This window comes from Bacillus manliponensis (genome assembly GCF_000712595.1).
GTDB lineage: Bacteria > Bacillota > Bacilli > Bacillales > Bacillaceae_G > Bacillus_A > Bacillus_A manliponensis.
The window spans coordinates 1-26,124 of sequence record NZ_JOTN01000021.1; the positions used below are offsets into that span (position 1 = coordinate 1).

Consider the following 26,124-nt stretch of genomic DNA (forward strand, 5'->3'; position numbering starts at 1 on the left):
AAGCGTTCAGTCTTAACGACTGAACGCTTTTTATTTTTCTTTATTCATATCCGAAGCTTTTTTTGTAATCACACCACATGCCACTCGTTTTCCAGACTTTCCAGTTGGCTGTGTCATACCATCATCAGGACTTTCCGTAATAATGATGGAAGCCCCATCTTTTCGATGAAGCGACGTCTTCCCATCTTCTAACGTAACTTGTGGTACATCAAACTCTGCTTTAATTTCACCTTTATCATCCGCAATGATATTTGGTAAATCACCATTTTCAGCACCTTCTGGATGAAGTAATCCGTGCTTTTGTTTATCATCAAACTTCAAGTGATTACCAGACGAAACGAAACGCGGTGCTTTACACACTCCCATTTCATGAATATGTACACCATGAACCCCTGGTGTGAAACCCTCTCCGTTAATCGAAATTTTTACGCCATTTGTTTGCTGTACAACCTTTGCAGTGCCGACTTGATCGCCATCTGCATTATATAACTTTGCATCAATTTCTTTTGGTGTTCCTTGTGCGCATCCAGTAAAAAGGAGCATAAGAAAACAACTAAGTGCAAGCTGCTTTTTCACAACATTTCCCTCCAAATACATTCTGCACTTATGTTGTCCGAACTTCTCGTAAAACATGTAAAACTATTGCTTCTGTTCTCCAAGAAGTTTCTTCTCTGTCTCCTTTAACCGTTTCGCTTCACGATTCGATACACGAATGAACATACGCCACGTCATAACAGCTCCTACAAGAAATAACACACATACAATTCCAGGTATAATATACTCTGTCTTATCTTCTGGAAAATACATTGGCATCATTTGTCTTCACCCCTTATAAAAATTATACAGAATTTTCTATCAAAAAGTAACAATCTTTGACTCTCTTTCCCTCATTGCTTAAGATGAAACAGAGGTGAAAAACATGAACGAAACATTACAAGTTGGTGAAATTGTTACTGGTATTTATAAAACAGGTAAATACATTGGCGAAATTACAAATATTCGTCCCCAGTTTTATTTAGTGAAAATATTAGCGGTTATCAATCATCCAGTACAAGGTGATCTACATAATCCGCGCCAAGCAGACGTACCATTTTTCCATGAACGCCGCGCTCTTGCATTTCGTGAACAAACAAATATTCCACAAACAATGGTGAAAAAATATGAAGGTGAAATTCCCGACTATACAGCATCATTAAAGGAAGCATTAGCGAATCAAATAGCAAAGCTACAAGAGGAAGATTCTCCATTTGCCAAGCGCAGTTTACAAGCACTTGAACAGCTGAAGCATGATTATAAACTGTAAAAACAAAGCGACCAAATTACAAATGTGTTTGTAATTTGGTCGCTACTGTGCACTTACTTTCTTTAGCACTTTTGAAAAATCAATAAGCTCACCTAATGTGGGGGGAGCCGGCTTTACTAAATACTGCTTATCTTTTTCCACAAGTTTAAAAATATTATAAGTTGTCATCGCATCATCTAGCGCACAATGATGTGTTCCTGTCCCTGATTTTCCATACGCCTCAATTGCCTTCCATAACCCAGTTTGATTGCGATCCCCAAAGAAACTTTTATACTCAAGTGATAAATCTCGACATTGCCCCGTAAATGGATACTCTACACCAGCTACTGAGCAATTTTTCCGAAGTACTTTTATATCCATATGCCCCCATGTTACAACTGTCGTCTTACAACGACTTTCATACTTTTTTAACGTTTCTACTAACTGTGAGAATGAGATTCCTTCATCTACAGATTTTTGCTGAATACCTAAAAACTTTTTACACCGATCTGTTAAAGAAGAAAACGTAACAGGCTTTACATAAGAAGAATACGTACTTTCCACAGTACTATTTACAACTGAAACAAGTCCCACCTCAATAATTTCAGGAAAGAAACCTTTCGGGTTCTTCCGATTTTGAGGCATCGTAAACTCAAAGTCTAAAAATAAAAATTGTTGTTCATTCATACAATCCCTTCCTTATTAGTTAAATACATAAAAGATTTAAAAACCTTCTTTTTTGAGTTGGAGAGAGGAACTGGCCTTGCATAGTAACGGTCAGAGCCTTTGACTTCCACGCGCCAAGTCACAACACATGTACAAAGCGAGTGCTTATCTCCTTTCTTCTGCGTGGCAGAGAGTTTATTCGCTACAAGAATCATCTAAAACACGAACATGCTTGAATGCATTCACTCAAGTAGGGTGTATTTTATATATATGTCACATCACCATAAATATTTTCAAAAAAGAAAAAAACAGAAGGGAGGTCCTTCCGTTTTTAATAACGAGGTGTATGTTTTCGGACAAGAAACAGGTGCAGCGGAAAAAACAAACCTGCCGTCACAACATGTATGACAGTAAATAACACCGCATTATCCGCATACCTTTCTAAAATAGCATACATAACGTATATACCAAGTCCAACTGATAAAAAGCCTGTTAAAATATTAACAATTGGAATGAAGCTCAAAATAAAGATCCCAACATATACACCAAACAGTTTCCAGCCTGCCTCGGGGTTCATAAAACTCGGCAGTTTCTTCGCAATTAAATCCCCTTGCACTTTACAATTTATAATTGGAATAAATGCTAAAAATGCATCTTCTCTTTCATCATTCTTTGCCATTGTATACAGCGCGAATGCACTCAATAAATAAGCAGCAATTCCCCATATAATCGCAATCGTCACAAAAACAATCCCCAATGCAAAAAAGGCAGCCATTGCCCCATCATCTGGTGTACCATTTATCATGATTTCACTTTCCATGTACTTCACCCCTTTCTCTCTTTATATATTCAAAGCAAGAAGGATTCAGAAGCATAGGAAAGAATTTTCTAAGTGGATATACTGTACTCAAAAAATAAAGAAAAGAGGGATGAACATGCACCCATTTACAATTCGCTTACAAACGCATGCAAAACAATATGAAAACCAGGAAAAGGCAAAGTCGATGGAACGTTATATGAAAGATAATTTTCCTTTTTTCGGCATTCAAACACCTGAAAGAAAAGAGTTGTTTCGAGAAGTTTTGAAGATAGAAGGAGTACCAAGTATTGAAGATGTACCAAGTATTGTTCGTGAGCTCTGGACGCTACCAGAACGTGAATTTCAAATGCTTGCTTTAACATTACTAGATAAATATAAAAAGCATCTTAACGATACACACTTACCGCTATTAGAAGAACTCATCATTACAAAATCATGGTGGGATTCCGTCGATATGCTTGCGAGTCATTTTGTTGGAATCATACTTCAAAAACATCCAGAACTTATCCAAACAGAAATCCCAAAATGGATGGCATCAGGGAACATGTGGCTTCAACGGACATGTATTTTATTCCAACTTAAATATAAAAAACAAACGGACACGAAACTTCTTTTCTCTCTCATTAACGAGCTAAGTCACTCGAAGGAATTTTTCATCCAAAAAGCAATCGGCTGGACATTACGTGAATATGCAAAAACAAATCCAGATGCCGTATGGGAGTTCGTTCAAACGAATCATTTAGCACCGCTCAGTAGGCGAGAAGGCGTAAAGCATATTCAAAAAACATTTCAAATGTAAGTTTCTTATGAAAATAGGCTACACTACTTAATAGATACAACTCTACCCTCTATTGTGAATTAGGGGAGAACATGATAGAATATGTTCATCTTATTAAAAGCTTCAGCGGCTTGCTATAGCCACTGAATAATTATGAATATAGTAGCGACGACGGACATATAAGTACTTGCCCCATAAGCGATTCAGGGATAGTGAAAGCCTGAAAACAGCAAGGAAACGGCAGTCTCGAGCCATACACAACAAAGTGGATGTACAATTCGTACATCAACTAGGGTGGAACCGCGGGTATATACAGCTCGTCCCTAGGCCTTATGCCTAGAGACGAGCTTTTTTATATTTAAAAACGGAAGCGGCTCGTTCAGAACAGAAGGGCATTGGAGCTCCTGACGTAGAGGCGCTCTTTGCCTCGCAGGAAGGCGCGAAATGACCGACTGTTCTAGCCGCTGCAGCTGGATAATATTTAAAAGCGGAAGCGGCTCGTTCAGCCCAATGTCCCCTCGCTACTATACGCGCACTAAAAAAAGGAGGAGTTCTTCATGACTTCAATGGAACAAGTAGTAAACTTAGCGAAGCATCGTGGCTTTGTATTCCCTGGTTCTGAAATTTATGGCGGTCTTGCTAACACTTGGGATTACGGTCCACTTGGTATCGAATTAAAAAACAACATTAAAAAAGCTTGGTGGAAGAAATTCATCCAAGAGTCTCCTTACAACGTAGGTTTAGACGCAGCGATTTTAATGAATCCAAAAACTTGGATAGCATCTGGTCACGTTGGTAACTTCAACGATCCTATGATTGACTGTAAAAAATGTAAAGCGCGCCACCGTGCTGATAAATTAATTGAAGATGCATTAGATGCAAAGGGCATCGAAATGGTTGTTGACGGTCTTTCATTCGACCAAATGGCTGCTCTAATGAAAGAACATGAAGTAAAATGCCCAGATTGTGGCGCTGAAGATTTCACTGAAATTCGTCAATTCAACTTAATGTTCAAAACATTCCAAGGCGTTACAGAGTCTAGCACAAACGAAATCTTCCTTCGTCCTGAAACAGCACAAGGTATTTTCGTAAACTTCAAGAACGTACAACGTTCTATGCGTAAGAAACTTCCATTTGGTATCGGCCAAATCGGTAAAAGTTTCCGTAATGAAATTACACCAGGTAACTTCACATTCCGTACACGTGAATTTGAACAAATGGAGCTTGAGTTCTTCTGCAAACCTGGCGAAGATCTAGAGTGGTTCACATTCTGGCGTAACTCTTGTAAAGATTGGCTTCTTGCACTTGGCATGAATGAAGAAAGCATGCGTCTTCGTGACCATGGTGAAGAGGAACTATCTCACTACAGTAACGCAACAACTGATATCGAATTCAAATTCCCATTTGGCTGGGGCGAACTATGGGGCATCGCGTCTCGTACAGACTTCGACTTAAACCGTCATATGGAACATTCTACAGAAGACTTCAACTATGTAGATCCACAAACGAATGAGCGTTACGTACCATACTGCATCGAGCCATCTCTTGGCGCAGATCGCGTAACATTAGCATTCTTATGTGATGCATACGAAGAAGAGCAATTAGAGAACGATTCTCGTACAGTACTTCGTTTCCACCCTGCTTTAGCACCATACAAAGCAGCAATCTTACCATTATCGAAAAAGCTATCTGAAGGTGCTCGTGAAGTATTCGCAGAACTTGCACAAGACTTCATGGTAGACTTCGACGAAACGGGTTCTATCGGTAAACGTTACCGTCGTCAAGACGAAATCGGTACACCATTCTGTATCACATACGACTTCGACTCTGTTGAAGACAAAGCAGTAACAGTACGTGACCGTGACACAATGGAGCAAGTTCGTATGCCAATTAGCGAACTGAAAAGCTTCTTAGAAAATAAAATTAAGTTTTAATAGAAAAAGCTAGGCAAAGGAATTTATCCTTGCCTAGCTTCTTTTTTTACAAACTTATATAAAGTGAAACTTCACTCAGTGGGGGTTTTCTCCATCCCCCTAAATCACTCTATCGCTTCTCTTTCACCGCAACTGTGCATCTTGAAATGCAAATTAACTCATCGTCCTCATCAATAAGACGAATATCCCACACCATCGTTGTTTTTCCTTTATGAATTGGTGTACCAATTGCTGTTACTAAACCATCACGCTTGGAACGAATATGGTTTGCATTAATTTCAAGTCCAAAGCAAAGATACTTATCTTGATCGATTAAATTATATGTACCAACGCTTGCTACAGTTTCTGCTAACGCAACGGATGCACCACCATGAAGGAATCCAAATGGCTGGTGCGTACTTCCATGCACTGGCATTGTCGCCACAACTTTTTCCTCATTCATCTCTACCAACTCAATTCCTAACGCTTCCATCAAAGTCTTTGCCATAACTCTCTCCCTCTCACTTTCTACTTTTTGATTTCAAACACTACTCGTGACACAAAAGGGCTCTGACTGTTACTGTGCATAGCCAGTACCTCCCTTCAAATAGAAAAGAGAAAATCTTCTATCTTTCAGCTATCACAATATCAACGTCACGCCAAACAATAATACGCTTCCTCTCGCGTTCTAATTTTTGTTTTAAAACATCGCCTGTGGCACAAAAGGGCTCTGACCGTTACTATGCATAGCCAGTACCCCTCTCCAAACAAAAAAGAGAAAGCTTCTCAAAAAATGTATATTTTTTCTAATTCTTTTCAAACTATGAATATTTACTTCAGGAGGTATGTCTTTATGAAAAAACGAATCTTCTTTATGCTCTTGTTGCTCTCCTGCCTTACTATTGTACCAAATTACATAAGTGCGTCCCAACCATCTAACATGACAATCCATATCAATACTTCGACACAAAAAGGTAAAAATCCTTATTTTGAATATGAAATTTCTTATCCACAATTTAGTGGAATTCCTGATAAGCAATTTCAGCAAAAGTTGAACCATTACTATAAAAAGAAAACGCATCATTTTAAAAAGAAATTAGAAAAAGATGCAAAAACATATTACGAAGCTGCGAAAGAAAGTGACGCACACTTTCTACCTTATAGTGCTACTGTTGACTATAAAGTGACACTAAACAAAGCACCGCTTCTTAGTCTATATGTGAACTACTATCAATATACAGGTGGCGCGCACGGCATGTACGAATGGAAAGCAGCAACGCTTGATGTGAGTCAGAAAAAGCTGCTCCATTTAGCAGATTTATTCAAAGAAGATAGCAATTACGATAAAATTGTTCGAGAAGAAATGGCACGCCAAATTAAACAAAATGAAACGATGTACTTTCCAGATGCAACGGATAAAGTAATGAGTGAGAAAAAACTAAAATACTTTTTGGAAAAAGACAATCTTGTCATTTATTTTCCTCTCTATGAAATCGCACCATATGCGAGTGGAATCCCCCAATTCCCCATTCCATATACGCTTCTTACAGAGGAGTTAAAACCTGAATACAAAAATATTTTAATTGACAACCCTTAACTTCATTCGCTACTATAATGTTAACTTTAACAACAAAGGGGTTAACATTATGAAACAACTACGTCCTTTAGATTTAGCACTAGCTGCGATGTTTGTCGCATTAATGGCGATTGGTGCAAACATTACATCTTGGGCACCTTTTTTACAAGTCGCAAATATACCGCTTTCCATGCAACCATTTTTTGCGATTTTAGCAGGTCTTCTGCTTGGAAGTAGGATTGGAGCTTTATCTATGCTCGTTTATATGTTAGTTGGCCTTGCTGGTGCACCTATATTTGCGCAATTCCAGTCTGGGTTTGATACATTACTAAGTCCAACTGGTGGATTCGTTCTTTCATTTATTGTTGTAGCATATGTAGCAGGTGCAATTGTTGAACGAAAGCAGCAACCAACATTCGGTACGTTCGCATTTGCTTCTGCAATCGGAATCATTCTCGTATATTTTATTGGTACAAACTACATGTATATGGCTGTGAATGGCTGGATTGGTAGCAACATGAGTTATAAAGCTGCTTGGACAGTAATGATGTGGTTTATGGTGAAAGATATGATTTTCACTGCAATTGGTGCACTAATTGCGCCGCGTATTTATTTCGCTGTGCGCCGTTCTGCTTATCGCAAATCACATGCAGCGTAATAAAAAAACTCCCGAATCAGGGAGTTTTTTTACTTCGTATGTTTTTCTAAAATTTGTGTCATAAGTGCAACCATGTCTTCTTTTAACTCTGGATGCTGAAGCGCCATTTCGATTGTTGTTTGAACAAACCCTAGCTTCTCACCAACATCATAACGTGTTCCTTCAAAGTCGTATGCAAACACACGTTGAATTTCATTTAACTGTTGAATTGCATCTGTTAACTGAATTTCTCCACCTGCACCAATTTGCTGTTGTTCTAAGAACATAAAGATTTCTGGCGTTAATACGTAACGACCCATAATTGCTAAATTAGATGGTGCTGTTCCTTGTGCTGGCTTCTCAACGAACTTACGCACTTGATAACGACGGCCATCTTGCTCTAACGGGTCAATGATACCGTAACGGTGTGTATTTTCTTCTGGAACTGTTTGTACACCAATAACAGACGATAGCGTTTGTTCATACTCATCGATTAACTGACGCAAGCATGGATTTTCAGCTTGTACAATATCATCACCTAATAAAACAGCAAATGGCTCATCACCAATAAATTTACGCGCACACCATACAGCATGTCCTAAACCTTTTGGCTCTTTTTGACGGATGTAATGAATATCAACCATTTTTGAAGATTCTTGTACCTTCTCAAGTAAATCATACTTCTTCTTTTCTAATAAGTTTTGCTCTAATTCAAACGCATTATCAAAGTGATCTTCAATTGCGCGCTTGCCTTTTCCAGTAACAATAATAATATCTTCAATACCGGAAGCAACTGCTTCTTCAATAATATATTGAATCGTTGGTTTATCCACGATTGGTAACATTTCTTTTGGCATTGCTTTTGTTGCCGGTAAAAAGCGCGTTCCTAATCCAGCTGCTGGAATAATCGCCTTTCTTACTTTCTTCATGTTATAACCTCTTTTCTATTGTATTCCTTTGAAAATGAACCGCTTTCTTTCTCAATAAGGAAAAAAGGAGAAATGATTCTAGCCATTCTCCTCTTTCTATCATACTACAAACGATTCATAATATCTTCTTTAATGGAAAGTAACTTTTGTTCACTCTTCTCAAGCGTCTCATCTTTCACACCGAAATAAAACTTAATTTTCGGCTCTGTACCTGATGGGCGTAGGCAGAACCAAGAACCGTCCGCAAGCTGGTACTTTAGTACGTTTGATTTTGGTAAATGAATGTCCTCATTACGACTATCTGCTAAATATGTAATCGTACTTGCCTTAAAATCTTCAACTGCTTTTACTGTAATACCCGCTACTTCTGTTGGCGGATTCTCACGGAATGTCGTCATCATTTCTTGAATTTTCTCAGCACCATCTTTTCCTTTTAACGTAAGTGATACAAGATCTTCACGGAAATAACCATACGTTTCAAATACTTCTAATAAGCCGTCATATAATGTCTTCCCTTGTGACTTATAGTATGCTGCCACTTCACATGCGAATAACACAGATTGTACCGCATCTTTATCACGGCAGAATGGGCGAATTAAGTAACCATAGCTCTCTTCATAACCGAATTGGAAATCGTACTGCCCACTCTCTTCATATTGTTTAATTTTTTCACCGATAAACTTAAATCCTGTTAGCGTATCAACTGTTTCTAAGCCGTAGTGAGATGCAATTGTACGTCCAATTTCAGATGTTACAACTGTTTTTAATACAACACCATTGGCTGGCAGTGTACCATTTTCTTTCTTTTGTGATAGTAAATAGTGAAGCATTAGCGCGCCTGTTTGATTACCCGTTAATACTTGATACTCACCGCTATGATTACGAACCGCTACACCAAGACGGTCCGCATCTGGATCTGTTGCAATTAACACATCTGCATCCATTTTTTCACCGTCACGAATCGCAAGTTCAAATGCTGCATGCTCTTCTGGATTTGGTGATTTAACAGTTGAAAAATTTGGATCTGGAAGTTCTTGCTCTTTTACAACGGTTACGTTTGTAAAACCAACCGCTTCTAAGCCACGGCGCACTGGAATGTTTGCTGTTCCGTGTAGTGGCGAGAACACGATTTTCAACTCTTTTCCTACCTCTTTTGTTAACTCTGGATTGATGATTACCGTCTTTAATTGTTCTAAGTATGCGTCATCTACTTCTTGTCCAATAATATGTAAAAAGCCATTCGCTTTTAATTGCTCTATGTCAGCAACTTGTACTGTTAACTCGTCTTCTACATTGTTCACGTACTCAATTAATTCATCCGCTTCTTTTGGAGGCAACTGACCACCATCTTCACCGTACACTTTATATCCGTTATACTCTGGTGGGTTGTGACTTGCTGTAAGAACGATTCCACTTACTGCATTTAAATAACGCACTGCAAATGATAACTCTGGAGTTGGACGTAAACTTTCAAATACATATGTCGTAATGCCATGTGCACCAAGTGTTGCCGCTACTTCCATCGCAAACTCTGGAGATTTATGACGAGAATCATATGCAACTGCAACGCCGCGCTTTTTCGCCTCTTCTCCTAATTTTTCAATAAAGCGAGCTAACCCTTCTGTCGCTTTACGAACTGTATATACGTTTAGACGGTTTGTTCCTGCGCCAAGCTCACCACGCATACCACCTGTGCCAAACTCTAAATTTTTATAAAAGCTATCCTCAACCTTCTTTTCATCTTGCCTCATATCTTCTAACTGCCCTTTTAACTCTGCATCCAAGTTTGCAAATGATAGCCAACGACTATATTCATTTTTCCACTCCATATATCACTCTCTCCTCTCAGTTCGTTTATCCCGCATTAACTGGCTGTAAGACTCCCACCTCAAAACTTGAGAGAAGCAAAGAAGTTTAGGTGGGAGATTAACAACCAATAAAAGCCCGATTGGTTCAACTAACACTCAGCGGGGAATGAAGAAAACCCCCACTGAGTGAAGTTTCACTTTATTTCATTATATGAAAAACCAATCCATGCCTCAATATATTTTAAGGTTTAGGATTTTTTTCCTCTATGTTATATTTTCCGCTTTTTTCAAAAAAAATGACGTGCTTATTTGCACGTCATTCCCTTCTATTCTTCTTCAGCAAAACATTCAACAAACGTTGCTAACGTACGAACCATGGTACCAGTTGCACCAGCTGGCCCTAAATCATGTGCACTACCTTTGTCTGCTGTACCGGCGATATCTAAATGTACCCACGGTGTATCTTCTGCAAACTCAGCAAGGAATGCCCCCGCCATAATTGCGTGTCCATCGCGACCCGGTGAATTGTTTAAATCAGCAAATTTACTATTACGTACGCGCGCTCTATCGCGTTCATAAATCGGAAGTTGCCAAATTGTTTCATCTGTTTCCATCGAAGCCTCTAACATTTTTTCATATAACGCTTCATTATTTGTCATCGCACCTGTTGTATCTTTTCCAAGCGCAACGATAATACCACCCGTTAACGTTGCTACGTCAACAAGGTAATTTGCTCCAAGTTTTTTCGCATATGTAATGCCATCAGCTAACGCAAGACGACCTTCTGCATCTGTATTTAATACTTCAATTGTCTTCCCGCTCATAGATGTAATTACATCATCTGGCTTAAATGCCGTTCCACTCACAACGTTATCTGTGGACGGAATTACCATTACAACATTTTGCTCTGGACGCAATTCACCGATTACTTCCATTGCACCAAGTACTGCCGCTGCACCACCCATATCTGTCTTCATACCAACCATGCCATCACGTGGTTTTAGCGAATACCCACCTGTGTCATATGTAATCCCTTTACCAACGAAACCAATGACATCCGTCCACTCTTCTTTTCCTTTATAAATAAGTGCAATCATTTTCGGAGGCTCAGTTGAACCTTGGTTTACTGCAAGTAATGCTCCCATACCTAGGTCTTGCATCTCCTCTTTCTCAAGCACTTTATATTCCATATCATACTTTTCAGCTAATGATACCGCATACTCAGCAAGCTTTGTTGCCGTTAACTCATTTGGTGGCATATTAACAAGTGTACGAGCTGAATTTGTTGCTTTTCCATGCGCATACCCTACTGTTAGTGCAGCCTCAATTTCTTTTTCATCGTTCTCTGTTACAACGATAAAGTTCTCAAGTTCATACGCTTCTTTTTTATTTGTTTTATATGTTTGTAATTCATATGTACCAAGCTGTGATACTTCAGCTGTAATATGAGCAACATCAAGCGCATTGATTTTCTCTGTTACGAACGTATCAAGTACAAATGCTGCCTCTTTCACCCCTGTACCTTTTAACGTTTTAAATAAAGCTCCTAATGCCCCTCGTAACGTTTCAGTCGTGTACGCCTCTTTTTTGCCAAGACCAACGAAATAGTAACGCTTCACACTTGTCTTTCCTAAACTATGTACCTTTGAAATTGCTTTTTTCTTACTAGAAATCTCTTTTTCTTCTAATAAAATTTGCAATTGACCATCTAACTGTTTATCTACTGTTTGCATAAAGCTATTCATACGATCATCGGCAAATAAACCGATAATCGCCACTTCATGATTATTTACTTCTGTTTGTATTTGAAACATGTTCAGACCCCCTTGCAGTATCTGTTCTCATTATAACTGTATTTTTTGTAAAATGCGACAATTCAAACCTTACTTCATATTTAATATTAACTTTGGCAAAGGAGGCAATAAATGAACCTCTTCGAACATTACCTTATCTCGATTCGCAGGAAGAATGCTTAGGCATGTTTGAATAAATGTAATGACACATGCCACATCTAAATTCCAGTAAACTGGACTATACGGAGTTAAATACTGCTCTGCCACTTCCATCATCATGCGCGCGCCTTTTATATTCCCGTAACTATAATGATATTGCGCAACAGACATTTGCAATAACCCTTTTAAAAATAAGTTACTGCGGTCCTCAAGCCACATTTCCTCAAGTAAGTCATGACACGTATAATAATCTTCTTCATTATATTTCACGAAAAACTCGTAGTACGCTAACGGATAATCTTCCACAGCACTCCCTCCCCATTTTCTTTATCATCGCAAGCAAAATGAAAAAAGTCTAGCGCTTCTATGCGCTAGACTATCTGCCATTTTTATATTGATTTCGAAACACTTGCATTGCTTGATTTTCATTTAATTGTGCTAATTCTTGTTCATTCAACTTACCATTTCCCATTTTTACAATATAGACATGAAGCCTCTTTTTTCCCCACTCACTATATACGTCTTCCACAGTGTCATAATATAAATCGAGACGATTTCCTTTAATGGCACCGCCTTTATCAGCAACTACGCCATAGCCATAACCAGGGATAAATAAAACTGTTCCAAGCGGAAAAACACGCAAGTCAGCAGCAATTGTCGAGTATATATCACGTTTTACACGGACGCCAGAGTACGTAATCCCATACTCTGGGTGACCTGGATATTTTCCTGTTGATTCTACACCAGATGTATAACCTGTTGCTGTCACTTCCATCTGACGATACTGTGACCAATCCTTTGATTTTCCTAACGCTTCAATTGCCGCTCTACTTGGAGCAACCGCCTTCTCTCTCTCCGCTGCGTGAACTTTTGATACTGCACTTTCGTTATACCATTTCGCCACATCAGAAAAAGAAACACCTGTTATCGCCTGCCACGTCACACATAACGCTGTTACAAATAAACAAGTCATTATGATGCGTATGCCATATCGTTTTAACATTTTTATATTCCACACTCCTTCATCGTTAGTAGTTCCCTATACAGAAGGGAACTATTCATAGAGGAGCCAAATAGCCGATACACTCGCGAAAATAGCTGATATACCCGTGAAAATAGCCGATACACCCGTGAAAATAGCCGATATACCCGTGAAGATAGCCGATACACCCGTGAAAATAGCCGATACACTCGTGAAGATAGCCGATACACTCGTGAAGATAGCCGATACACCCGTGAAAATAGCTGATACACCCTCCAAAAACAAAAAAAACGACCACGAAACTGGTCGTTTTAAAACATTTGGTATCCATTTTGACGTAACTTTTTAATAACAATTCCTGACAAAAACGCGCCAAGTAAGCCTGTTGATAAAATAAATGCATCTGCTTGTCCGAGATTCATCATGCTTGTTCCAAGTGAAGAAAATGACTCTTTTGGGCTTAAAAAGTAATCAAATAAGCTCACTTTATCGATAATAAAAATGCAGATTAAAGGGTAAATAATCGCCATTACCCACGTTGCTCGTAAGATCATGTTGAGTAAAAAACCAATACCAAAAAATAAAACAAGAAATAGCATCATTGAAATTAGTAATACCGGTATACTCATACAGCTCCCCCTTTATCCCGCTTTAACGGGCTGTAATATTCCCACCAAAAACTTAAGAAAATACAAAGAAGTTTAGATGAGAAATAACCAGCCCATAAAAGCCCGATTCGTTCAACTAACAATCAGTGGAGAATAAAGCCTCTCCCACTGATTGTTAGTTGAACTTTATTTATAAAAACACATGATAGGCATTATATCCAAACTGCTCTCCAGGATTTACACCCTTGTCCATTTTTAAAAGAGACGTTGACATATGATCTAATAGATGCTGAATTAAGACAGAAGCATTTTCATCATGCGCCACTTCATTTGGACATAAAAAGGCTACTTCTGATAACTCTTTCTCCTGAACTACAATTTCTTTACTTTCAGGCTCTAATAAAAAAATAACCATATTATCACTAATTTCATTGTGAATAACACCTGAACGCATACCGATGATGCCCTTTACATTTGTTTTAATGCCTGTTTCCTCTCGTACTTCACGCTGTACCGCTGCATCAATTGTTTCACCTTCATTAACAAAACCAGCTGGCAATGACCATTTTCCTTTTAAACCACCGTACTTTTTCTTTACAAATAGCCACTTTCCATCTTCCGTTACAACAAGCCCACTAACAGCTAACCACACATTTCCGCGTTTCCCCATGCTGCAACACCCCTTCCACAAGAAACAACAGAATATTCATTCTTTTTTTATATATTATACTACACTTTTCCTGAAAGTGTATCACGGTTACATATTACACACCTTGCACCACTCTATTTTTTCATCATTAAACAAAATGAAACTTCACTCAATGGGGTCTCCATTCCCTACTGAGTACTAGGAGCTTTTACATTCAAAAGCGAAGACGACTGTTCAAGCACGACAAGCACAAGATAAGCCTTAGCGTGGCGAAGTTTGCCACAGAAAGGATTAGCTTGTGGCTCGAGTGCTTAGGAGTCGTAGCTAGATTCATACCGTTCATCTCCCACCTAAACTTCTTCGCTTTTCCCAAGTTTTGAGGTGGGAGTCTTACAGCACGTTAATGCGGGATAAACAAAAAGCAGAAACGACATATTGTCATTTCTGCTTCTTCTTACATATTAAAATAACTTTAATTTACCTTTTTTAAGAACTAATAACGGTCCACCAAGTAGGAATAGGTAACGGTTGTCGATTACTTTCTTCATGAAGGAAGCTTTCCAACCAGTTAACTTTTTGCCCATTACAACGCCCATTGCGTCGTCATGACCTAATGAACATACAGCACCTTTGTTGTCGAATGCAAATGTTTGCATTTCGCCTTTACCACGAACTAGTACAGCTAAGTTGTGTGCAATGCTGTAACCTTGTTGAATTGCGATTTGTGCTGTTGGTGGGTATGGACGGTTAATTTCTTCGTTAATGATTAATGCAGCATCACCAACCATGAATACATCTTCATGACCTGGAGCACGCATGAACTCATCAACTTTTACGCGACCACGCATTGCTTCAAAGCCAGACTCTTCAACAAGAGCTTTACCGCGAACACCCGCAGCCCAAACTACAGTTTCAGCTTTAATTAATTCTGTTTCTTCGCCATTTGCAACCATAATACCTTCTTCAGTTGCTTCTTTAATCGCAGTACCAATGCGGAATTCTACACCTTTTTTCTCTAACTGGCTTACAGCATAATCAACTAATGCTGGATCGAAACCAGGAAGTGCTGTTGGAGCAGCTTCAACACAGATGATACGTGCTTTTTCACGAGGTACACCGTATTGTTTGCAAAGTTCTGGTACGCGGTTTGCAAGCTCACCTACATACTCAATACCAGTAAATCCTGCGCCACCAACTACGATTGTTACTAACTCGTCACGCTTTTCAGCTGCATACTGAGCGAACTTCGCTTCTGTATGCTCACGAATTTCACGTGTTGCGTTAATTGTTGTAATAGAGAATGCATGCTCTTTTAATCCTGGGATACCAAATGTTTCAGAATCAAAACCAATACCTACTACTAAGTAATCATACTCTAACTCGCTATCTTTTAAGATAACACGTTTTTCTTCATGTTTAATTTCTACAACTGTATCTTGCACGAAGTTTACTTTGTTTGTATCAATTACATCTTGAATTTCAAGACAAATTTTATCGTCTGCTAATGTACCAGCTGCACTTTCATGTAACCAAGTTGTTTGATAGTGATAGCTGTTATTGTTTACTAATGTAATATCTGCCTCATTTACAGATAATGTTTTTTGTAGGCGAACTGTTGTAATCATTCCACCATAACCTGCACCTAGAACTACGATTTTTGGAGTTTTCACCCGAATCACAACCTTCTTCTTTATATAATAGTAATGAAAATAAGTACAAAGTGATTAACACTCAACTTGTCAAGAATGTGGAATTTCTCACATTCTCAACCGTAACAAAACGCATTCGTATAATATTACGAAATTTGTCATAAAAAATTAACATATTACTTACCTATATTAGTTTGTTTCTTTTTAGATTTCAAGCGCTCTGAAAATAATAAACATTTCTAAATAATCCTTGTTTTTGAATAACTTTTATTACATTTATATACAGAAATTAGTTTTCGCTTCTTTCATAAATCTATGCAAGAAGTGACATACTATTCAGTCTGTTTCTAAGGTTTTTTTCCATAAAATATGGTATGATTTGTTTTAAGTTTGATTACACTTCATTCACGGAAAAATCCAAATTTCTATGTATAGGGGGAGTCGGCAGTGACAGAAAATGAAAAAGTATATGACATCACGATTATTGGTGGAGGTCCAACAGGACTGTTCACAGCATTTTATGGCGGTATGAGACAAGCCAGCGTGAAGATTATTGAAAGTTTACCACAACTTGGTGGTCAATTATCTGCACTATACCCTGAGAAATATATTTACGATGTAGCGGGTTTCCCAAAAGTACGTGCGCAAGAACTCATTGACAACTTAAAAGAACAAATGAAAAAGTTTGATCCAACGGTTTGCTTAGAAGAAGCTGTCCAAACAGTTGAAAAACAAGCAGATGGCATCTTCAAACTTGTCACAAATAAAGAAACGCACTACTCAAAATCCGTTATTATTACAGCTGGAAATGGAGCATTCCAACCGCGCCGTTTAGAACTAGAAGGCGTAGAGAAATTTGAGAAGAAAAACTTACACTATTTTGTTGATGATATGAACAAGTTCGAAGGAAAACGCGTCGTAGTATTTGGTGGCGGCGACTCTGCAGTAGACTGGACAATGATGTTAGAGCCAATCGCTGAACAAGTTACAATTGCCCACCGCCGCGATAAATTCCGCGCGCATGAGCATAGTGTTGAAAACTTAATGAACTCAAAAGCAAACGTACAAACACCGTACGTACCTGTAGAGTTAATTGGCGAAGACAAAATTGAACAAGTTGTGCTACAACATGTAAAAACGGAAGAAAAGTTAGTCATTGATGTCGATGATGTTATCGTCAACTACGGATTCGTCTCTTCCCTTGGCCCAATTAAAGATTGGGGCTTAGAGATTCAAAAGAACAGCATCCTTGTGAACTCAAAAATGGAAACAAATATCTTAGGCATTTACGCAGCTGGTGACATTTGTACATATGAAGGCAAAGTAAAGCTTATTGCATGTGGATTTGGCGAAGCACCAACAGCTGTCAACAATGCAAAAGCATACTTTGATCCAAACGCAAAACTACAACCAATGCATAGTTCTAGTATGTTTTAATAAAGAGAGAGCCCCGGCATGCCGGGGCTTTTCGGTTTTCCGGTCAGAATTGCTCGGAATCCAGTCACTTTTTTATTTTTTCAGAAAAATATTCAAATCTCCTCTCATATATGTTACTCTAAATAAGAACTAATGTTCTATTTAGAGGGAGGAAAAAATATGCAACCTACAATTATAACAAAAGATATATTTCGCTCTGTCGGTATCTCTGTTACAACGCGAAACGACGTTGAATTTTCTGCTAATGGAAAGATTCCTCATCTATGGCAAACGTACTTCAAAGAAGATATTATGAATCAAATTCCGAATAAAACAGGTGCAGAAATAATCGCGCTATACTCCAACTACGAAAGCGATGAGACCGGCTCTTACACGTACACAATCGGCAATGCAGTTTCCGCTTTTGAGCCCATTTCAGAAAACATGACCTTACTTTCTGTTCCAAAAACAACATACGCTGTTTTTACGACGCGTCGTGGTAAAATCCCGGAAGTCGTTCCTGAGATGTGGGCATACATTTGGGAATGGTCAAAAGAAAATCAACGTGCCTTCACTGTCGATTTTGAGTTGTATGATGAACGTGCTACAAACCCCGATAATGCACAAGTTGATATTTACATAGCACTCGAAAGATAAACCTTCATATGCTTCCTTTCAATCTTAGCTGGGCAAATCCTCTATTTTTTCATACAATGAAAAAGTATCTGTATAGAAAAAGAAGAAACAGTAAAAAAAGATACTAAACTATGCAATAGAAAGGAAGCAATATGGAGGAACTACAACAAAAAGAAGTGGCCACCCCACAAGAAGAAGTAAGTGTTCCATTATTAAAGAATACAAACTTCCTCTTTCTTTGGACAGCTACTCTATGTTCAAGCTTTGCCTTAGCATTTTTTACATTTTCTCAAACGTGGTACATAGCAAAAACATTAAATTTAGAAGCTTCACTTGGCATTGTATTCGTGGCACTTAGTGTACCACGCCTTATTTTTATGATTGTTGGCGGGGCCATTGCCGATAAATTCCCAAAGAAAAATATCATGTTTTATTCCAATATTGTACGAGCCTTGCTTGTTTCAGCCATTTTAACTTGGTTTATTGTCGGTGATGTGACGCTTTATACATTTGCACTCTTCGCCCTATTTTTTGGACTTGCTGATGCTTTCTTTTGGTCAGCGGACGGATCAATTTTGCCTGAGCTCGTAGAAAAGCACCAGCTCACACAAGCAAATTCATTAACGCACATGTCAAACCAAGCATCCGTTATTTTAGGACCTGTGCTTGGCGGCATTCTTATTAAGTTTAGTAACTACGAAACGATTTTTTCAATCACCATTTTGTTATTAATCCTTGCTGCAATCCTTGTCCAAAAGATTCAAATGACATTGCAACAGGAAAAGAAAGAAGAAAAGAGTATGTTTACCTCCATCAAAGAGGGCATTCTTTATGTGAAAGAATCACCATTTCTTTCTACTTTCTTAATTTGTAGTGCCTTTTTAAATTTATTTTTAATCGGACCGATGCAAGTCGGATTCCCGCTATTTGTGAAAAACGTGCTGCACGGTGACTCACTTCATTTTAGCTATTTGGAAGCAGCTGTTGGAAGTGGAATGGCAGTTGGGGCCGTTATCGTTGGATTAAGGAATATAAGCAGACGCCGTGGTTTGTTTTGCATTGTAATGATGCTGTTGTCTGGTATGTTCTTCTTCATATTAAACTTTAGTACAGAGCTTTGGCACGCCTTACTTGCCGGTGCATGTTATGGCATGACAATTGCGATGGCAATCGTGCCGCTTATGGCAATGATTCAATCGACAGTGAAAGAAGAAATGATGGGACGTGTCATGAGTTTACTTATGTTAACATCCATGGGCTTCATTCCACTTTCCTATGCATTTACATCCCTTGCCTTAGCCGCAGGTTTACCGATTGTCACAATTATGAAAAGCGGTGCAATTGCTGTAATTGTATTTGTTCTTTTTGTCGCAATTCGTGTTCCTGTCGTACGAAAGTTTGATTAAGAGTCATGTGCTTAGCACGTGACTCTTTTTTAAATGGGAATCCGAGTGTTCCACGCCCCATTCTAATGATGCATCTACAATTAAAAAATGACAGAACAATTTGTTATAATTTCAACTATATATCGAAGGAGCAGTTTCACATGAACTATATACATACAATTCAGCAATATCTCCCGCATTTGCAAATTGAGTCATTCCAAGTAGAAACGCGCGGCTGGGATAACATTGGTGTTATTATTAATAACGAATGGCTGTTTCGTTTTCCACGTACAGAACAAAGTCGAAAACGGATTGAACGTGATGGAAAATTGTTAGAAAGGTTACATAAAGAGTTAGACATTTGTGTACCTTTGTACAACTTGCTACATGATCAACGCGGCAACGTATTTGGATGTTATTACAAATTAATTGATGGGAATTTTTTAACGAAAGAGCTATTACATTCTTTAGAAAAACAAGAAGTAGTCGCAGAGCAAATCGCTACATTCATGGCAACATTACATAGAGTAGATGTAGCAGGTTTAAATTATCACCGTGAGCATGACGAAGCATTTTGGAGAGACCATTTTCAAAATGTAGGACAATCTATTTTCCCACTTCTTACAAAACATGAACAAGAGTACATTCACGCGTATTTTTCTAACATCATTTCTCTCGTTCAACAGCAATCAACAGCCAAAAGCATCATCCACGGTGACATTAGTTACACACACATTTTATATAAAAATGGTCTTCACGGCGTTATCGATTTTGGCGACGCCTGTATTGGTGATCCGGCGTATGACTTTTACAGATTATATGCCGATTACGGCGCAACATTTGCAAGATTGGTATACAATTATTATAAAGAGCAAACACCGTTTCCAAATGACGAAACATTTTTTGAACGAATGGATCGTTATTATCAGCACCATGCAGTATTTCATGAACTGCTTTATAACCTAAAAATCGGTCATAAAAAAGGAATACACCAAAATCTACAAACACTTCGAGAGAAAATTCCTTTCTTTTAAAAAGGAGCGAATGCAATGATTGTTATTAGCGCTTGTTTAGCTGGCATCGCCTGTCGTTACGATGGGAACGATAACCTCATTTCTAAAATTGAAAAGCTTCTTCAAAATGAAGAGGCCACTCTCGTCTGCCCGGAAGTATTAGGAGGATTACCAACACCACGCCCTCCTGCCGAAATTGTTGGTGGAAATGGCGATGACGTATTAGACGGAACAGCAAGAGTCATCGATCAACATGGCAATGATGTAACGGACGCTTTCGTGCAAGGTGCATACGAAGCGCTAGAAAAAATTAAACCTTTAGCACCAGAACTGATCATTCTAAAAGAACGCAGTCCATCATGCGGCAGCTCCACCATTTACACCGGAGAATTTAACGGAAACAAAAAGGATGGATATGGCGTGACAACTGCACTATTCAGAAGATATGGATTCATCGTTATATCAGAAGTAGAATTTGAAAATATGTAAGTAAAAAAAGATTTGGCCCTCGGGCCAAATCTTCTCTATTACTTCACACCTAATTTTTCTTTTACCTTTTTCGGAAGCTCATCTTCTTTCACTTCCTGCCAAGATTTCACGCCTTTTTTCTCATCATAGTACAGACATAAGAATGCATCTTTACGTAAGTTCTTTTGCGCTGTAAATTCCATCTCTTTTTCTTTACCATCTTTATCAAATGAAGCTAATTTATACTCGAAAGTTTGAAATTTCTCGCCGTTATCAGCTTTGTCTATTTTTTCATTCCCATCAACCGTAATTTGTGTGTAATATTTATCAGTTCCAACTCGGTTTAAATTACAGCCTGCTAACATTGTTGTAAATACAACTAATACGCTTAAAAGTGCTAATACTCGTTTCATTTCCTTCACCTCAAATTAATTTTTATTTAGTTTTTCCAACGCTTTTTTCGGCACATCTTCTTTTTGCACTTCATGCCACCCTTTACCTTGTGCTCCTTTTGAGAAGATTCGTAAATACGCACCTTCACGAAGCTCACGATCCATCATCTTCTTAACGATTTGTTCATTTCCATCTTTATCATAGCCATGGAATGTATATAAGTACTTGCCGCCTTTTTCTTCTGGCTTATTTGTTACAACATAGTACTCTTTTACTTCTTTTGCAGAAAAGTAATTATCAAAAAACGCTTGTACACCTTCTGTTTTCGTTTGAACGTAAAACGTGCCAACGCCTAATATAAGTGCAATTACAACGAATCCTTTTACAATTGCTTTCATTTTTTCACCTCGCTTGCCTTACATATGTTATGTTACTAGCAAAGCCTAAAAGGTAAAATTCATTTCCCTTACAGAAAGCTTACAGATTTGTAATACACTATTTTCCCTTCCGTAGTCAGTTATCATCCTACATAACTGTGCATGAAATGTCGGATGGATATTTTCAATTCTTGCTATTGTATGAATGAAGGAGGTCGTCACAAATGGATTCGCTTAAAGGTATGAATGAAGCATTAAACTATGTGGAAGAAAATCTTATGAACGAGATTGATTTTGAAAAGGTTGCAAAGTTAGCGTTTTGCTCGCAGTATCATTTTACAAGAATGTTTTCTTTTCTTGCTGGCATAACACTTTCTGAATATATTCGCCGTCGTCGCCTTACACTTGCAGCGTTCGAGCTAATAAATAGCAATGTGAAAATCATTGATATTGCCATAAAATACGGATACAACTCACCTGATTCTTTTACAAGGGCCTTTCAAAAATTACATGGCGTAACACCTTCAGAAATAAGAAATAGTAGTTCTTCGCTGAAAGCCTATCCACGAATGACCTTTCAATTCTCAATTCAAGGAGGAAGCGAAATGAACTATCGGATTGTGGAAAAAGAGAAATTTCGAATTGTTGGGATTCAAAAAAGAGTTCCGATTATTTTTGGTGGAGTGAACCCAGAGATTGCTGCAATGTGGAGAAGTTTAGATAGTGAAATGATAAATACACTTAAAAGTCTATCAAATGTTGCACCTACCGGATTAATCAGTGCATCTACAAACTTTTCCGAGGACCGAATGAAGGAAAAAGGAGAGCTTGACCATTATATTGGCGTAGCAACAACTAAAAAATGTCCCGCTCACCTTACAACGCTAGAGGTCCCGGTCTCAACATGGGCGGTATTTGAAGCTATTGGACCATTTCCTGAAACATTGCAAAATATATGGGGACGTATTTATTCCGAATGGTTCCCATCATCAAACTATGAACAAGTAGACGGTCCAGAAATTCTATGGAATGAAGGAAAAGATGTAACCTCACCGATGTTTAAAAGTGAAATATGGATACCTGTTATAAAAAAGAACTAGGAGTTTTCAACACCTAGTTCTTTCTCAATTTGTTTTCGTATAATAAACTGTCCCTAATAGTAAGCTCAAACTAACACTTATAATAAGAAGAACAACTAAACTAACAGATATTGCGGAGTTAAATACAGCTACCATTCCAAATAAGAATGCAAATGCAACAACAATCGCCATGATTACTACACTAAAGAAAACAATAGGCTGTTTATTCTTAGTAACACCCCTCACAATTACATCTACAACAAGAGCTGCCGTCACAATTATAACACTAAATAAAACAGTATTTTCCCGACTAAATGGTTCTATATGCCCTGGGAGAATCCAATCAATAAGACGAATTCCAAAAGCAGTAATACCAAGCGCAACAACGGTCACAATCAGTCCTTCTATCACCGCTATTAATAACGCATTTCCAAGAGGACGTTTCTGCTGTATGGATTTAAAAACTCCTTCTAATACACTACTTAGCAATAAGAGTGCAATCCAAATATTTAAGTACAGAGGCATTTGCACCGTAATAAGTTCCCAGCCAATAAGCAATATTTCTTTAATCATCTCTATTCCTCTTCAAATGATAAATTTGTTGGTTCATCTAATAATTCTACAGGAAATGTCATGTGAGTCGTTGGTGTATTATGGTCTACTTCTTCAAATTTCAATCCGTCAATCCACACTTTTCCTTTACCGGAAAGCAATATTCCAAATAAAATTGTTGCCGCATTTTCCGGCACATCTAATACAATTGCATAATGATTCCAATGTTTCGTACCAACAAGAGGTCTATCGCTCATGTTATCAAACTGAAGTACCTCATCTCCAGCATTATCAACACGCATCCACATTCCTGCAAAAAATTCAACATCTGTTGTTTTAATAAATCCAGAAAGTTTGATTCGCTTTCCAACATATTTATCTGCCTTAAATTGTTGCATCATTGTCGCAAATTGTTCGCCATTTTCAACCGTTTTTGACTTTAAATATCCTGATACTCTTCCTTGATGTACAATCTCTCTATCCGTCCCCATCTCATAGTGAAACGGATGCGATCCACTTAAAAACCAACCTTTTATTTGCTCTTCCATACTCGAAACCTCCTTTTTTGTCATTACTATATCCCTCATCACACGCCGGAATTGACCAGGTGGTAAACGATACATCTTCTTAAACGCACGTGTAAACGCTTCTTGTGATTCAAACTGGAGATGTAAAGCGATATCAAGAATTCTTTCTTCTGTATACAGGAGTACTGTTGCTGCATTCGTCAGCCGCCTCATTCTCGTATATTCTGAAACAGACATCCCAACTGTATTTTGAAAAATTCTATGAAAGTGATATTTTGAAAAACCAGCAATATATGCAATATCATCTGCACAAATTTCTTCATGTAAATGTTCTTCAATCCAATCGATAGCTAATTGAATAGTTCCTTCGTATTTCAATGCTAAACCCTCCTCCCATTAACTATGATAACGAAGTAGCAACATCTTTTTTTGACTTTTTTTGCTATTTATAAAGTGAAACTTCACTCAATGAGGGGTTTCTTCATCCCCCACTGAGTGTCAGCCCGCAAATAGCGGGATAAAAAAATCCCTTTAACAATTGTTAAAGGGATTTCCTAATTATTTACTTCGCAACTTTAGGTAACTCAACATTACAGCTCACAAATCAAAAATATACTTTCATTAAAAGATTTACTATCAATAACATTTAACCTCTTTGTCACGAGGTTCATCTTATAAAGAATCCCACAAATCCCCAACGTGACTTTCTTCTTTTTCTGCTTGTAATTTTTTAATGTTACTATTTCTTTCTTCTGTTCGTTTCGCTAATTCATGATATTCAGCGTATATTTTTTTAATTTCGCTTGTAAAGCTCAATGGATATGGATAACAAGGTCTTCTTCTTAAATCATCTTCTACCCAAAGATTATGCTCTCTACCAGAAGTATACTGTTTTATTATAGGGTTTAACTCAACAAACCCTGCTTCTGCTAAAATAACTCCTAATTCTCCAAACATTAATTTAACAGCTTTATGAATTTCGCCTGGTATTCTATCATTGTAAGGAACAATCCATTTTTTCTCACTTAAATGCCACCATATTGAATTGTCATCTAAATACTCATCTACTAGCTGTTCTGATTGATTTATTAAATCTTCAATTCTCTTTTTTAAATTTCTTAATTGTTCTGACCCTAATCTTTTAGCTAATCTTGGCTTATCTGTTATTTCTAATTTTGCTTGTTTACGAAACCAATCTTTTGCATATGTAATAACTGCTTGCTTAAATTTAACTTTTGTATCTTCCATTTGAGTGATTAACTCTTCTTTTTCTTTTTCTTCATCAGCAATAAGTAATGTGAAATCTTTTTGCATCTTAAATCCTCCTCCACACTATTTATTATTTTGATATTTTTCAGCACTTCATATATTTCACTGAAAATTAGATTTTCTAGAATTTATTTAGAATAGGGAGTTTTATAATCTCTTTTTGATTTTATGTTGTATATAACATAAAAATTCCAGCTTGTTACAAAATATTCAATGCGATGTGTCTTTTCTTTTTCAATATAAAAAACCTTCTTAACGATTTAATTTCATCGTTAAGAAGGTTTTCTTTTATTACATGTTAGCTAGTCGTTTATATATATTTTACACAGTCTAAAACATATAACCCTCAACCGTTAGCTCAGTTTTCAAATAGACTAATAAAGTGAAAAAGCTTAACACTCTTCTGGCTTACCAGCATTCTTCGCTGTACGGAAAGATGAACCACACCCGCATGATGCGATTGCATTCGGATTATCGATTGTGAATCCGCCGCCAAGCATTGATTGTTTGTAGTCAATTTTCACACCGTTTACAATCGGTGTGCTTTCTTTATCAATTAAAAATGTTACGCCATGAAATTCAAGTACTGTGTCGTCTTCTTTGATTTCTGTGTCAAAGCCTAATCCGTAAGAAAGACCACTACATCCGCCACCATGTACCGCAAAGCGTACGTACTTCTCTCCATTTTCAGCTTGATTTAACATGTCCTGAATTTGATATGCTGCTTGTTCAGTTACTTCAATCACAGCATTCACCTTCC

General features: G+C 37.8%; 30 protein-coding genes. 11 read left to right on the plus strand and 19 right to left on the minus strand.

Annotated elements, in window-relative coordinates; genetic code table 11:
* Positions 1–30: 30 nt before the first annotated feature.
* Together BAMA_RS18865 and BAMA_RS24995 are read right to left on the minus strand one after the other, a co-directional pair.
* Positions 31–597 carry a superoxide dismutase family protein gene (locus BAMA_RS18865; RefSeq protein ID WP_415782939.1) on the minus strand — a complete coding sequence of 189 codons (567 nt, stop codon included), beginning with the start codon at positions 595–597 and terminating at the stop codon, positions 31–33.
* A gap of 42 nt (positions 598–639) precedes the next feature.
* Complete coding sequence (locus tag BAMA_RS24995) at positions 640–816, minus strand: hypothetical protein (protein WP_200874702.1); 177 nt, start codon at positions 814–816, stop codon at positions 640–642.
* A 103-nt stretch (positions 817–919) separates the two neighbouring features.
* Here BAMA_RS24995 and kapB point away from each other — a divergent pair, with 103 nt between their 5' ends.
* Complete coding sequence (gene kapB / locus BAMA_RS18870; RefSeq protein WP_034642329.1) at positions 920–1,303, plus strand: kinase-associated lipoprotein KapB; 384 nt, start codon at positions 920–922, stop codon at positions 1,301–1,303.
* A gap of 42 nt (positions 1,304–1,345) precedes the next feature.
* On the opposite strand, the gene kapD is transcribed toward kapB, so the two are convergent.
* A complete protein-coding gene (gene kapD, locus BAMA_RS18875) occupies positions 1,346–1,969 on the minus strand; it encodes a 3'-5' exonuclease KapD (RefSeq protein ID WP_034642331.1) in 624 nt (207 codons plus the stop codon).
* Between the two features lie 310 nt (positions 1,970–2,279).
* Positions 2,280–2,768, minus strand: a complete 489-nt coding sequence (locus BAMA_RS18880; protein WP_235184482.1) for a hypothetical protein — start codon at positions 2,766–2,768, stop codon at positions 2,280–2,282.
* A 115-nt stretch (positions 2,769–2,883) separates the two neighbouring features.
* On the opposite strand from BAMA_RS18880, the gene BAMA_RS18885 reads away from it, so the two are divergent.
* Both BAMA_RS18885 and BAMA_RS18890 read left to right on the plus strand, forming a co-directional pair.
* Entirely contained in the window at positions 2,884–3,567 is a 684-nt protein-coding gene (locus tag BAMA_RS18885) for a DNA alkylation repair protein (protein WP_034642332.1), read from the plus strand.
* A 536-nt stretch (positions 3,568–4,103) separates the two neighbouring features.
* Positions 4,104–5,480, plus strand: a complete 1,377-nt coding sequence (locus BAMA_RS18890) for a glycine--tRNA ligase (RefSeq protein WP_034642334.1) — start codon at positions 4,104–4,106, stop codon at positions 5,478–5,480.
* A gap of 109 nt (positions 5,481–5,589) precedes the next feature.
* On the opposite strand, the gene BAMA_RS18895 is transcribed toward BAMA_RS18890, so the two are convergent.
* Positions 5,590–5,967 carry a hotdog fold thioesterase gene (locus BAMA_RS18895; RefSeq protein ID WP_034642336.1) on the minus strand — a complete coding sequence of 126 codons (378 nt, stop codon included), beginning with the start codon at positions 5,965–5,967 and terminating at the stop codon, positions 5,590–5,592.
* 345 nt (positions 5,968–6,312) lie between these two features.
* Between BAMA_RS18895 and BAMA_RS18900 the strand changes: the two genes are divergently transcribed.
* Together BAMA_RS18900 and BAMA_RS18905 are read left to right on the plus strand one after the other, a co-directional pair.
* Positions 6,313–7,056: a DUF3298 and DUF4163 domain-containing protein gene (locus BAMA_RS18900; RefSeq protein ID WP_034642337.1), complete on the plus strand. Its 744-nt coding sequence runs from the start codon at positions 6,313–6,315 to the stop codon at positions 7,054–7,056.
* A 49-nt stretch (positions 7,057–7,105) separates the two neighbouring features.
* On the plus strand, positions 7,106–7,693 hold the full coding sequence (locus tag BAMA_RS18905; protein WP_034642339.1) for a biotin transporter BioY: 588 nt from the start codon (positions 7,106–7,108) through the stop codon (positions 7,691–7,693).
* Positions 7,694–7,722: 29 nt separating this feature from the next.
* On the opposite strand, the gene galU is transcribed toward BAMA_RS18905, so the two are convergent.
* The 8 genes from galU to BAMA_RS18950 all read right to left on the minus strand — a co-directional run bounded on the left by galU (position 7,723) and on the right by BAMA_RS18950 (position 16,270).
* On the minus strand, positions 7,723–8,601 hold the full coding sequence (gene galU, locus BAMA_RS18910) for a UTP--glucose-1-phosphate uridylyltransferase GalU (protein ID WP_034642341.1): 879 nt from the start codon (positions 8,599–8,601) through the stop codon (positions 7,723–7,725).
* Positions 8,602–8,705: 104 nt separating this feature from the next.
* Positions 8,706–10,430, minus strand: a complete 1,725-nt coding sequence (locus BAMA_RS18915) for a phospho-sugar mutase (RefSeq protein WP_034642343.1) — start codon at positions 10,428–10,430, stop codon at positions 8,706–8,708.
* Positions 10,431–10,735: 305 nt separating this feature from the next.
* Positions 10,736–12,223 carry a leucyl aminopeptidase gene (locus BAMA_RS18920; RefSeq protein ID WP_034642345.1) on the minus strand — a complete coding sequence of 496 codons (1,488 nt, stop codon included), beginning with the start codon at positions 12,221–12,223 and terminating at the stop codon, positions 10,736–10,738.
* 69 nt (positions 12,224–12,292) lie between these two features.
* Complete coding sequence (locus BAMA_RS18925; RefSeq protein WP_034642347.1) at positions 12,293–12,667, minus strand: DUF309 domain-containing protein; 375 nt, start codon at positions 12,665–12,667, stop codon at positions 12,293–12,295.
* Positions 12,668–12,737: 70 nt separating this feature from the next.
* Entirely contained in the window at positions 12,738–13,364 is a 627-nt protein-coding gene (locus BAMA_RS18930; RefSeq protein ID WP_034642349.1) for a 3D domain-containing protein, read from the minus strand.
* Positions 13,365–13,654: 290 nt separating this feature from the next.
* Positions 13,655–13,972 carry a YuiB family protein gene (locus tag BAMA_RS18940; RefSeq protein WP_034642352.1) on the minus strand — a complete coding sequence of 106 codons (318 nt, stop codon included), beginning with the start codon at positions 13,970–13,972 and terminating at the stop codon, positions 13,655–13,657.
* Between the two features lie 169 nt (positions 13,973–14,141).
* Positions 14,142–14,621: an NUDIX domain-containing protein gene (locus BAMA_RS18945; RefSeq protein ID WP_034642354.1), complete on the minus strand. Its 480-nt coding sequence runs from the start codon at positions 14,619–14,621 to the stop codon at positions 14,142–14,144.
* Between the two features lie 440 nt (positions 14,622–15,061).
* Entirely contained in the window at positions 15,062–16,270 is a 1,209-nt protein-coding gene (locus BAMA_RS18950; RefSeq protein WP_034642356.1) for an NAD(P)/FAD-dependent oxidoreductase, read from the minus strand.
* 426 nt (positions 16,271–16,696) lie between these two features.
* Between BAMA_RS18950 and BAMA_RS18955 the strand changes: the two genes are divergently transcribed.
* The 5 genes from BAMA_RS18955 to BAMA_RS18975 all read left to right on the plus strand — a co-directional run bounded on the left by BAMA_RS18955 (position 16,697) and on the right by BAMA_RS18975 (position 21,188).
* Complete coding sequence (locus BAMA_RS18955; protein WP_034642357.1) at positions 16,697–17,686, plus strand: NAD(P)/FAD-dependent oxidoreductase; 990 nt, start codon at positions 16,697–16,699, stop codon at positions 17,684–17,686.
* A 159-nt stretch (positions 17,687–17,845) separates the two neighbouring features.
* A complete protein-coding gene (locus tag BAMA_RS18960; protein WP_034642359.1) occupies positions 17,846–18,322 on the plus strand; it encodes a GyrI-like domain-containing protein in 477 nt (158 codons plus the stop codon).
* Positions 18,323–18,453: 131 nt separating this feature from the next.
* Positions 18,454–19,707 (plus strand): MFS transporter, encoded by a 1,254-nt coding sequence (locus BAMA_RS18965; protein ID WP_034642361.1) that lies wholly within the window; start codon positions 18,454–18,456, stop codon positions 19,705–19,707.
* Between the two features lie 140 nt (positions 19,708–19,847).
* Positions 19,848–20,720, plus strand: a complete 873-nt coding sequence (locus BAMA_RS18970) for a phosphotransferase family protein (protein WP_034642363.1) — start codon at positions 19,848–19,850, stop codon at positions 20,718–20,720.
* Between the two features lie 15 nt (positions 20,721–20,735).
* Complete coding sequence (locus BAMA_RS18975; RefSeq protein ID WP_034642365.1) at positions 20,736–21,188, plus strand: 2-thiouracil desulfurase family protein; 453 nt, start codon at positions 20,736–20,738, stop codon at positions 21,186–21,188.
* Positions 21,189–21,226: 38 nt separating this feature from the next.
* Here BAMA_RS18975 and BAMA_RS18980 read toward each other — a convergent pair whose 3' ends face one another.
* Complete coding sequence (locus BAMA_RS18980) at positions 21,227–21,580, minus strand: YxeA family protein (protein ID WP_034642367.1); 354 nt, start codon at positions 21,578–21,580, stop codon at positions 21,227–21,229.
* A gap of 15 nt (positions 21,581–21,595) precedes the next feature.
* On the minus strand, positions 21,596–21,958 hold the full coding sequence (locus tag BAMA_RS18985) for a YxeA family protein (protein WP_034642370.1): 363 nt from the start codon (positions 21,956–21,958) through the stop codon (positions 21,596–21,598).
* A gap of 203 nt (positions 21,959–22,161) precedes the next feature.
* Here BAMA_RS18985 and BAMA_RS18990 point away from each other — a divergent pair, with 203 nt between their 5' ends.
* On the plus strand, positions 22,162–23,037 hold the full coding sequence (locus tag BAMA_RS18990) for an AraC family transcriptional regulator (RefSeq protein WP_034642372.1): 876 nt from the start codon (positions 22,162–22,164) through the stop codon (positions 23,035–23,037).
* 24 nt (positions 23,038–23,061) lie between these two features.
* Here BAMA_RS18990 and BAMA_RS18995 read toward each other — a convergent pair whose 3' ends face one another.
* The 4 genes from BAMA_RS18995 to BAMA_RS19010 form a co-directional block, all read right to left on the minus strand.
* Positions 23,062–23,589 carry a hypothetical protein gene (locus BAMA_RS18995; RefSeq protein ID WP_034642373.1) on the minus strand — a complete coding sequence of 176 codons (528 nt, stop codon included), beginning with the start codon at positions 23,587–23,589 and terminating at the stop codon, positions 23,062–23,064.
* A 2-nt stretch (positions 23,590–23,591) separates the two neighbouring features.
* Positions 23,592–24,473, minus strand: coding sequence for a helix-turn-helix domain-containing protein (locus tag BAMA_RS19000; RefSeq protein ID WP_034642375.1), 882 nt, complete (start codon positions 24,471–24,473; stop codon positions 23,592–23,594).
* A 294-nt stretch (positions 24,474–24,767) separates the two neighbouring features.
* Positions 24,768–25,409 carry a hypothetical protein gene (locus BAMA_RS19005; protein WP_034642377.1) on the minus strand — a complete coding sequence of 214 codons (642 nt, stop codon included), beginning with the start codon at positions 25,407–25,409 and terminating at the stop codon, positions 24,768–24,770.
* Positions 25,410–25,756: 347 nt separating this feature from the next.
* The gene (locus BAMA_RS19010) at positions 25,757–26,110 is read right to left on the minus strand and encodes a HesB/IscA family protein (protein ID WP_034642436.1); all 354 of its coding nucleotides are present in this window, start codon (positions 26,108–26,110) and stop codon (positions 25,757–25,759) included.
* Positions 26,111–26,124: the final 14 nt, after the last annotated feature.

Bases quoted from the DNA above. Each gene is read 5' to 3' on its own strand.
- BAMA_RS18865 (WP_415782939.1), bottom strand. From the start codon at position 597: ATGTATTTGGAGGGAAATGTTGTGAAAAAGCAGCTTGCACTTAGTTGT.
- BAMA_RS24995 (WP_200874702.1), bottom strand. From the start codon at position 816: ATGATGCCAATGTATTTTCCAGAAGATAAGACAGAGTATATTATACCT.
- kapB (WP_034642329.1), top strand. From the start codon at position 920: ATGAACGAAACATTACAAGTTGGTGAAATTGTTACTGGTATTTATAAA.
- kapD (WP_034642331.1), bottom strand. From the start codon at position 1,969: ATGAATGAACAACAATTTTTATTTTTAGACTTTGAGTTTACGATGCCT.
- BAMA_RS18880 (WP_235184482.1), bottom strand. From the start codon at position 2,768: ATGGAAAGTGAAATCATGATAAATGGTACACCAGATGATGGGGCAATG.
- BAMA_RS18885 (WP_034642332.1), top strand. From the start codon at position 2,884: ATGCACCCATTTACAATTCGCTTACAAACGCATGCAAAACAATATGAA.
- BAMA_RS18890 (WP_034642334.1), top strand. From the start codon at position 4,104: ATGACTTCAATGGAACAAGTAGTAAACTTAGCGAAGCATCGTGGCTTT.
- BAMA_RS18895 (WP_034642336.1), bottom strand. From the start codon at position 5,967: ATGGCAAAGACTTTGATGGAAGCGTTAGGAATTGAGTTGGTAGAGATG.
- BAMA_RS18900 (WP_034642337.1), top strand. From the start codon at position 6,313: ATGAAAAAACGAATCTTCTTTATGCTCTTGTTGCTCTCCTGCCTTACT.
- BAMA_RS18905 (WP_034642339.1), top strand. From the start codon at position 7,106: ATGAAACAACTACGTCCTTTAGATTTAGCACTAGCTGCGATGTTTGTC.
- galU (WP_034642341.1), bottom strand. From the start codon at position 8,601: ATGAAGAAAGTAAGAAAGGCGATTATTCCAGCAGCTGGATTAGGAACG.
- BAMA_RS18915 (WP_034642343.1), bottom strand. From the start codon at position 10,430: ATGGAGTGGAAAAATGAATATAGTCGTTGGCTATCATTTGCAAACTTG.
- BAMA_RS18920 (WP_034642345.1), bottom strand. From the start codon at position 12,223: ATGTTTCAAATACAAACAGAAGTAAATAATCATGAAGTGGCGATTATC.
- BAMA_RS18930 (WP_034642349.1), bottom strand. From the start codon at position 13,364: ATGTTAAAACGATATGGCATACGCATCATAATGACTTGTTTATTTGTA.
- BAMA_RS18940 (WP_034642352.1), bottom strand. From the start codon at position 13,972: ATGAGTATACCGGTATTACTAATTTCAATGATGCTATTTCTTGTTTTA.
- BAMA_RS18945 (WP_034642354.1), bottom strand. From the start codon at position 14,621: ATGGGGAAACGCGGAAATGTGTGGTTAGCTGTTAGTGGGCTTGTTGTA.
- BAMA_RS18960 (WP_034642359.1), top strand. From the start codon at position 17,846: ATGCAACCTACAATTATAACAAAAGATATATTTCGCTCTGTCGGTATC.
- BAMA_RS18965 (WP_034642361.1), top strand. From the start codon at position 18,454: ATGGAGGAACTACAACAAAAAGAAGTGGCCACCCCACAAGAAGAAGTA.
- BAMA_RS18970 (WP_034642363.1), top strand. From the start codon at position 19,848: ATGAACTATATACATACAATTCAGCAATATCTCCCGCATTTGCAAATT.
- BAMA_RS18975 (WP_034642365.1), top strand. From the start codon at position 20,736: ATGATTGTTATTAGCGCTTGTTTAGCTGGCATCGCCTGTCGTTACGAT.
- BAMA_RS18980 (WP_034642367.1), bottom strand. From the start codon at position 21,580: ATGAAACGAGTATTAGCACTTTTAAGCGTATTAGTTGTATTTACAACA.
- BAMA_RS18985 (WP_034642370.1), bottom strand. From the start codon at position 21,958: ATGAAAGCAATTGTAAAAGGATTCGTTGTAATTGCACTTATATTAGGC.
- BAMA_RS18990 (WP_034642372.1), top strand. From the start codon at position 22,162: ATGGATTCGCTTAAAGGTATGAATGAAGCATTAAACTATGTGGAAGAA.
- BAMA_RS18995 (WP_034642373.1), bottom strand. From the start codon at position 23,589: ATGATTAAAGAAATATTGCTTATTGGCTGGGAACTTATTACGGTGCAA.
- BAMA_RS19005 (WP_034642377.1), bottom strand. From the start codon at position 25,409: ATGCAAAAAGATTTCACATTACTTATTGCTGATGAAGAAAAAGAAAAA.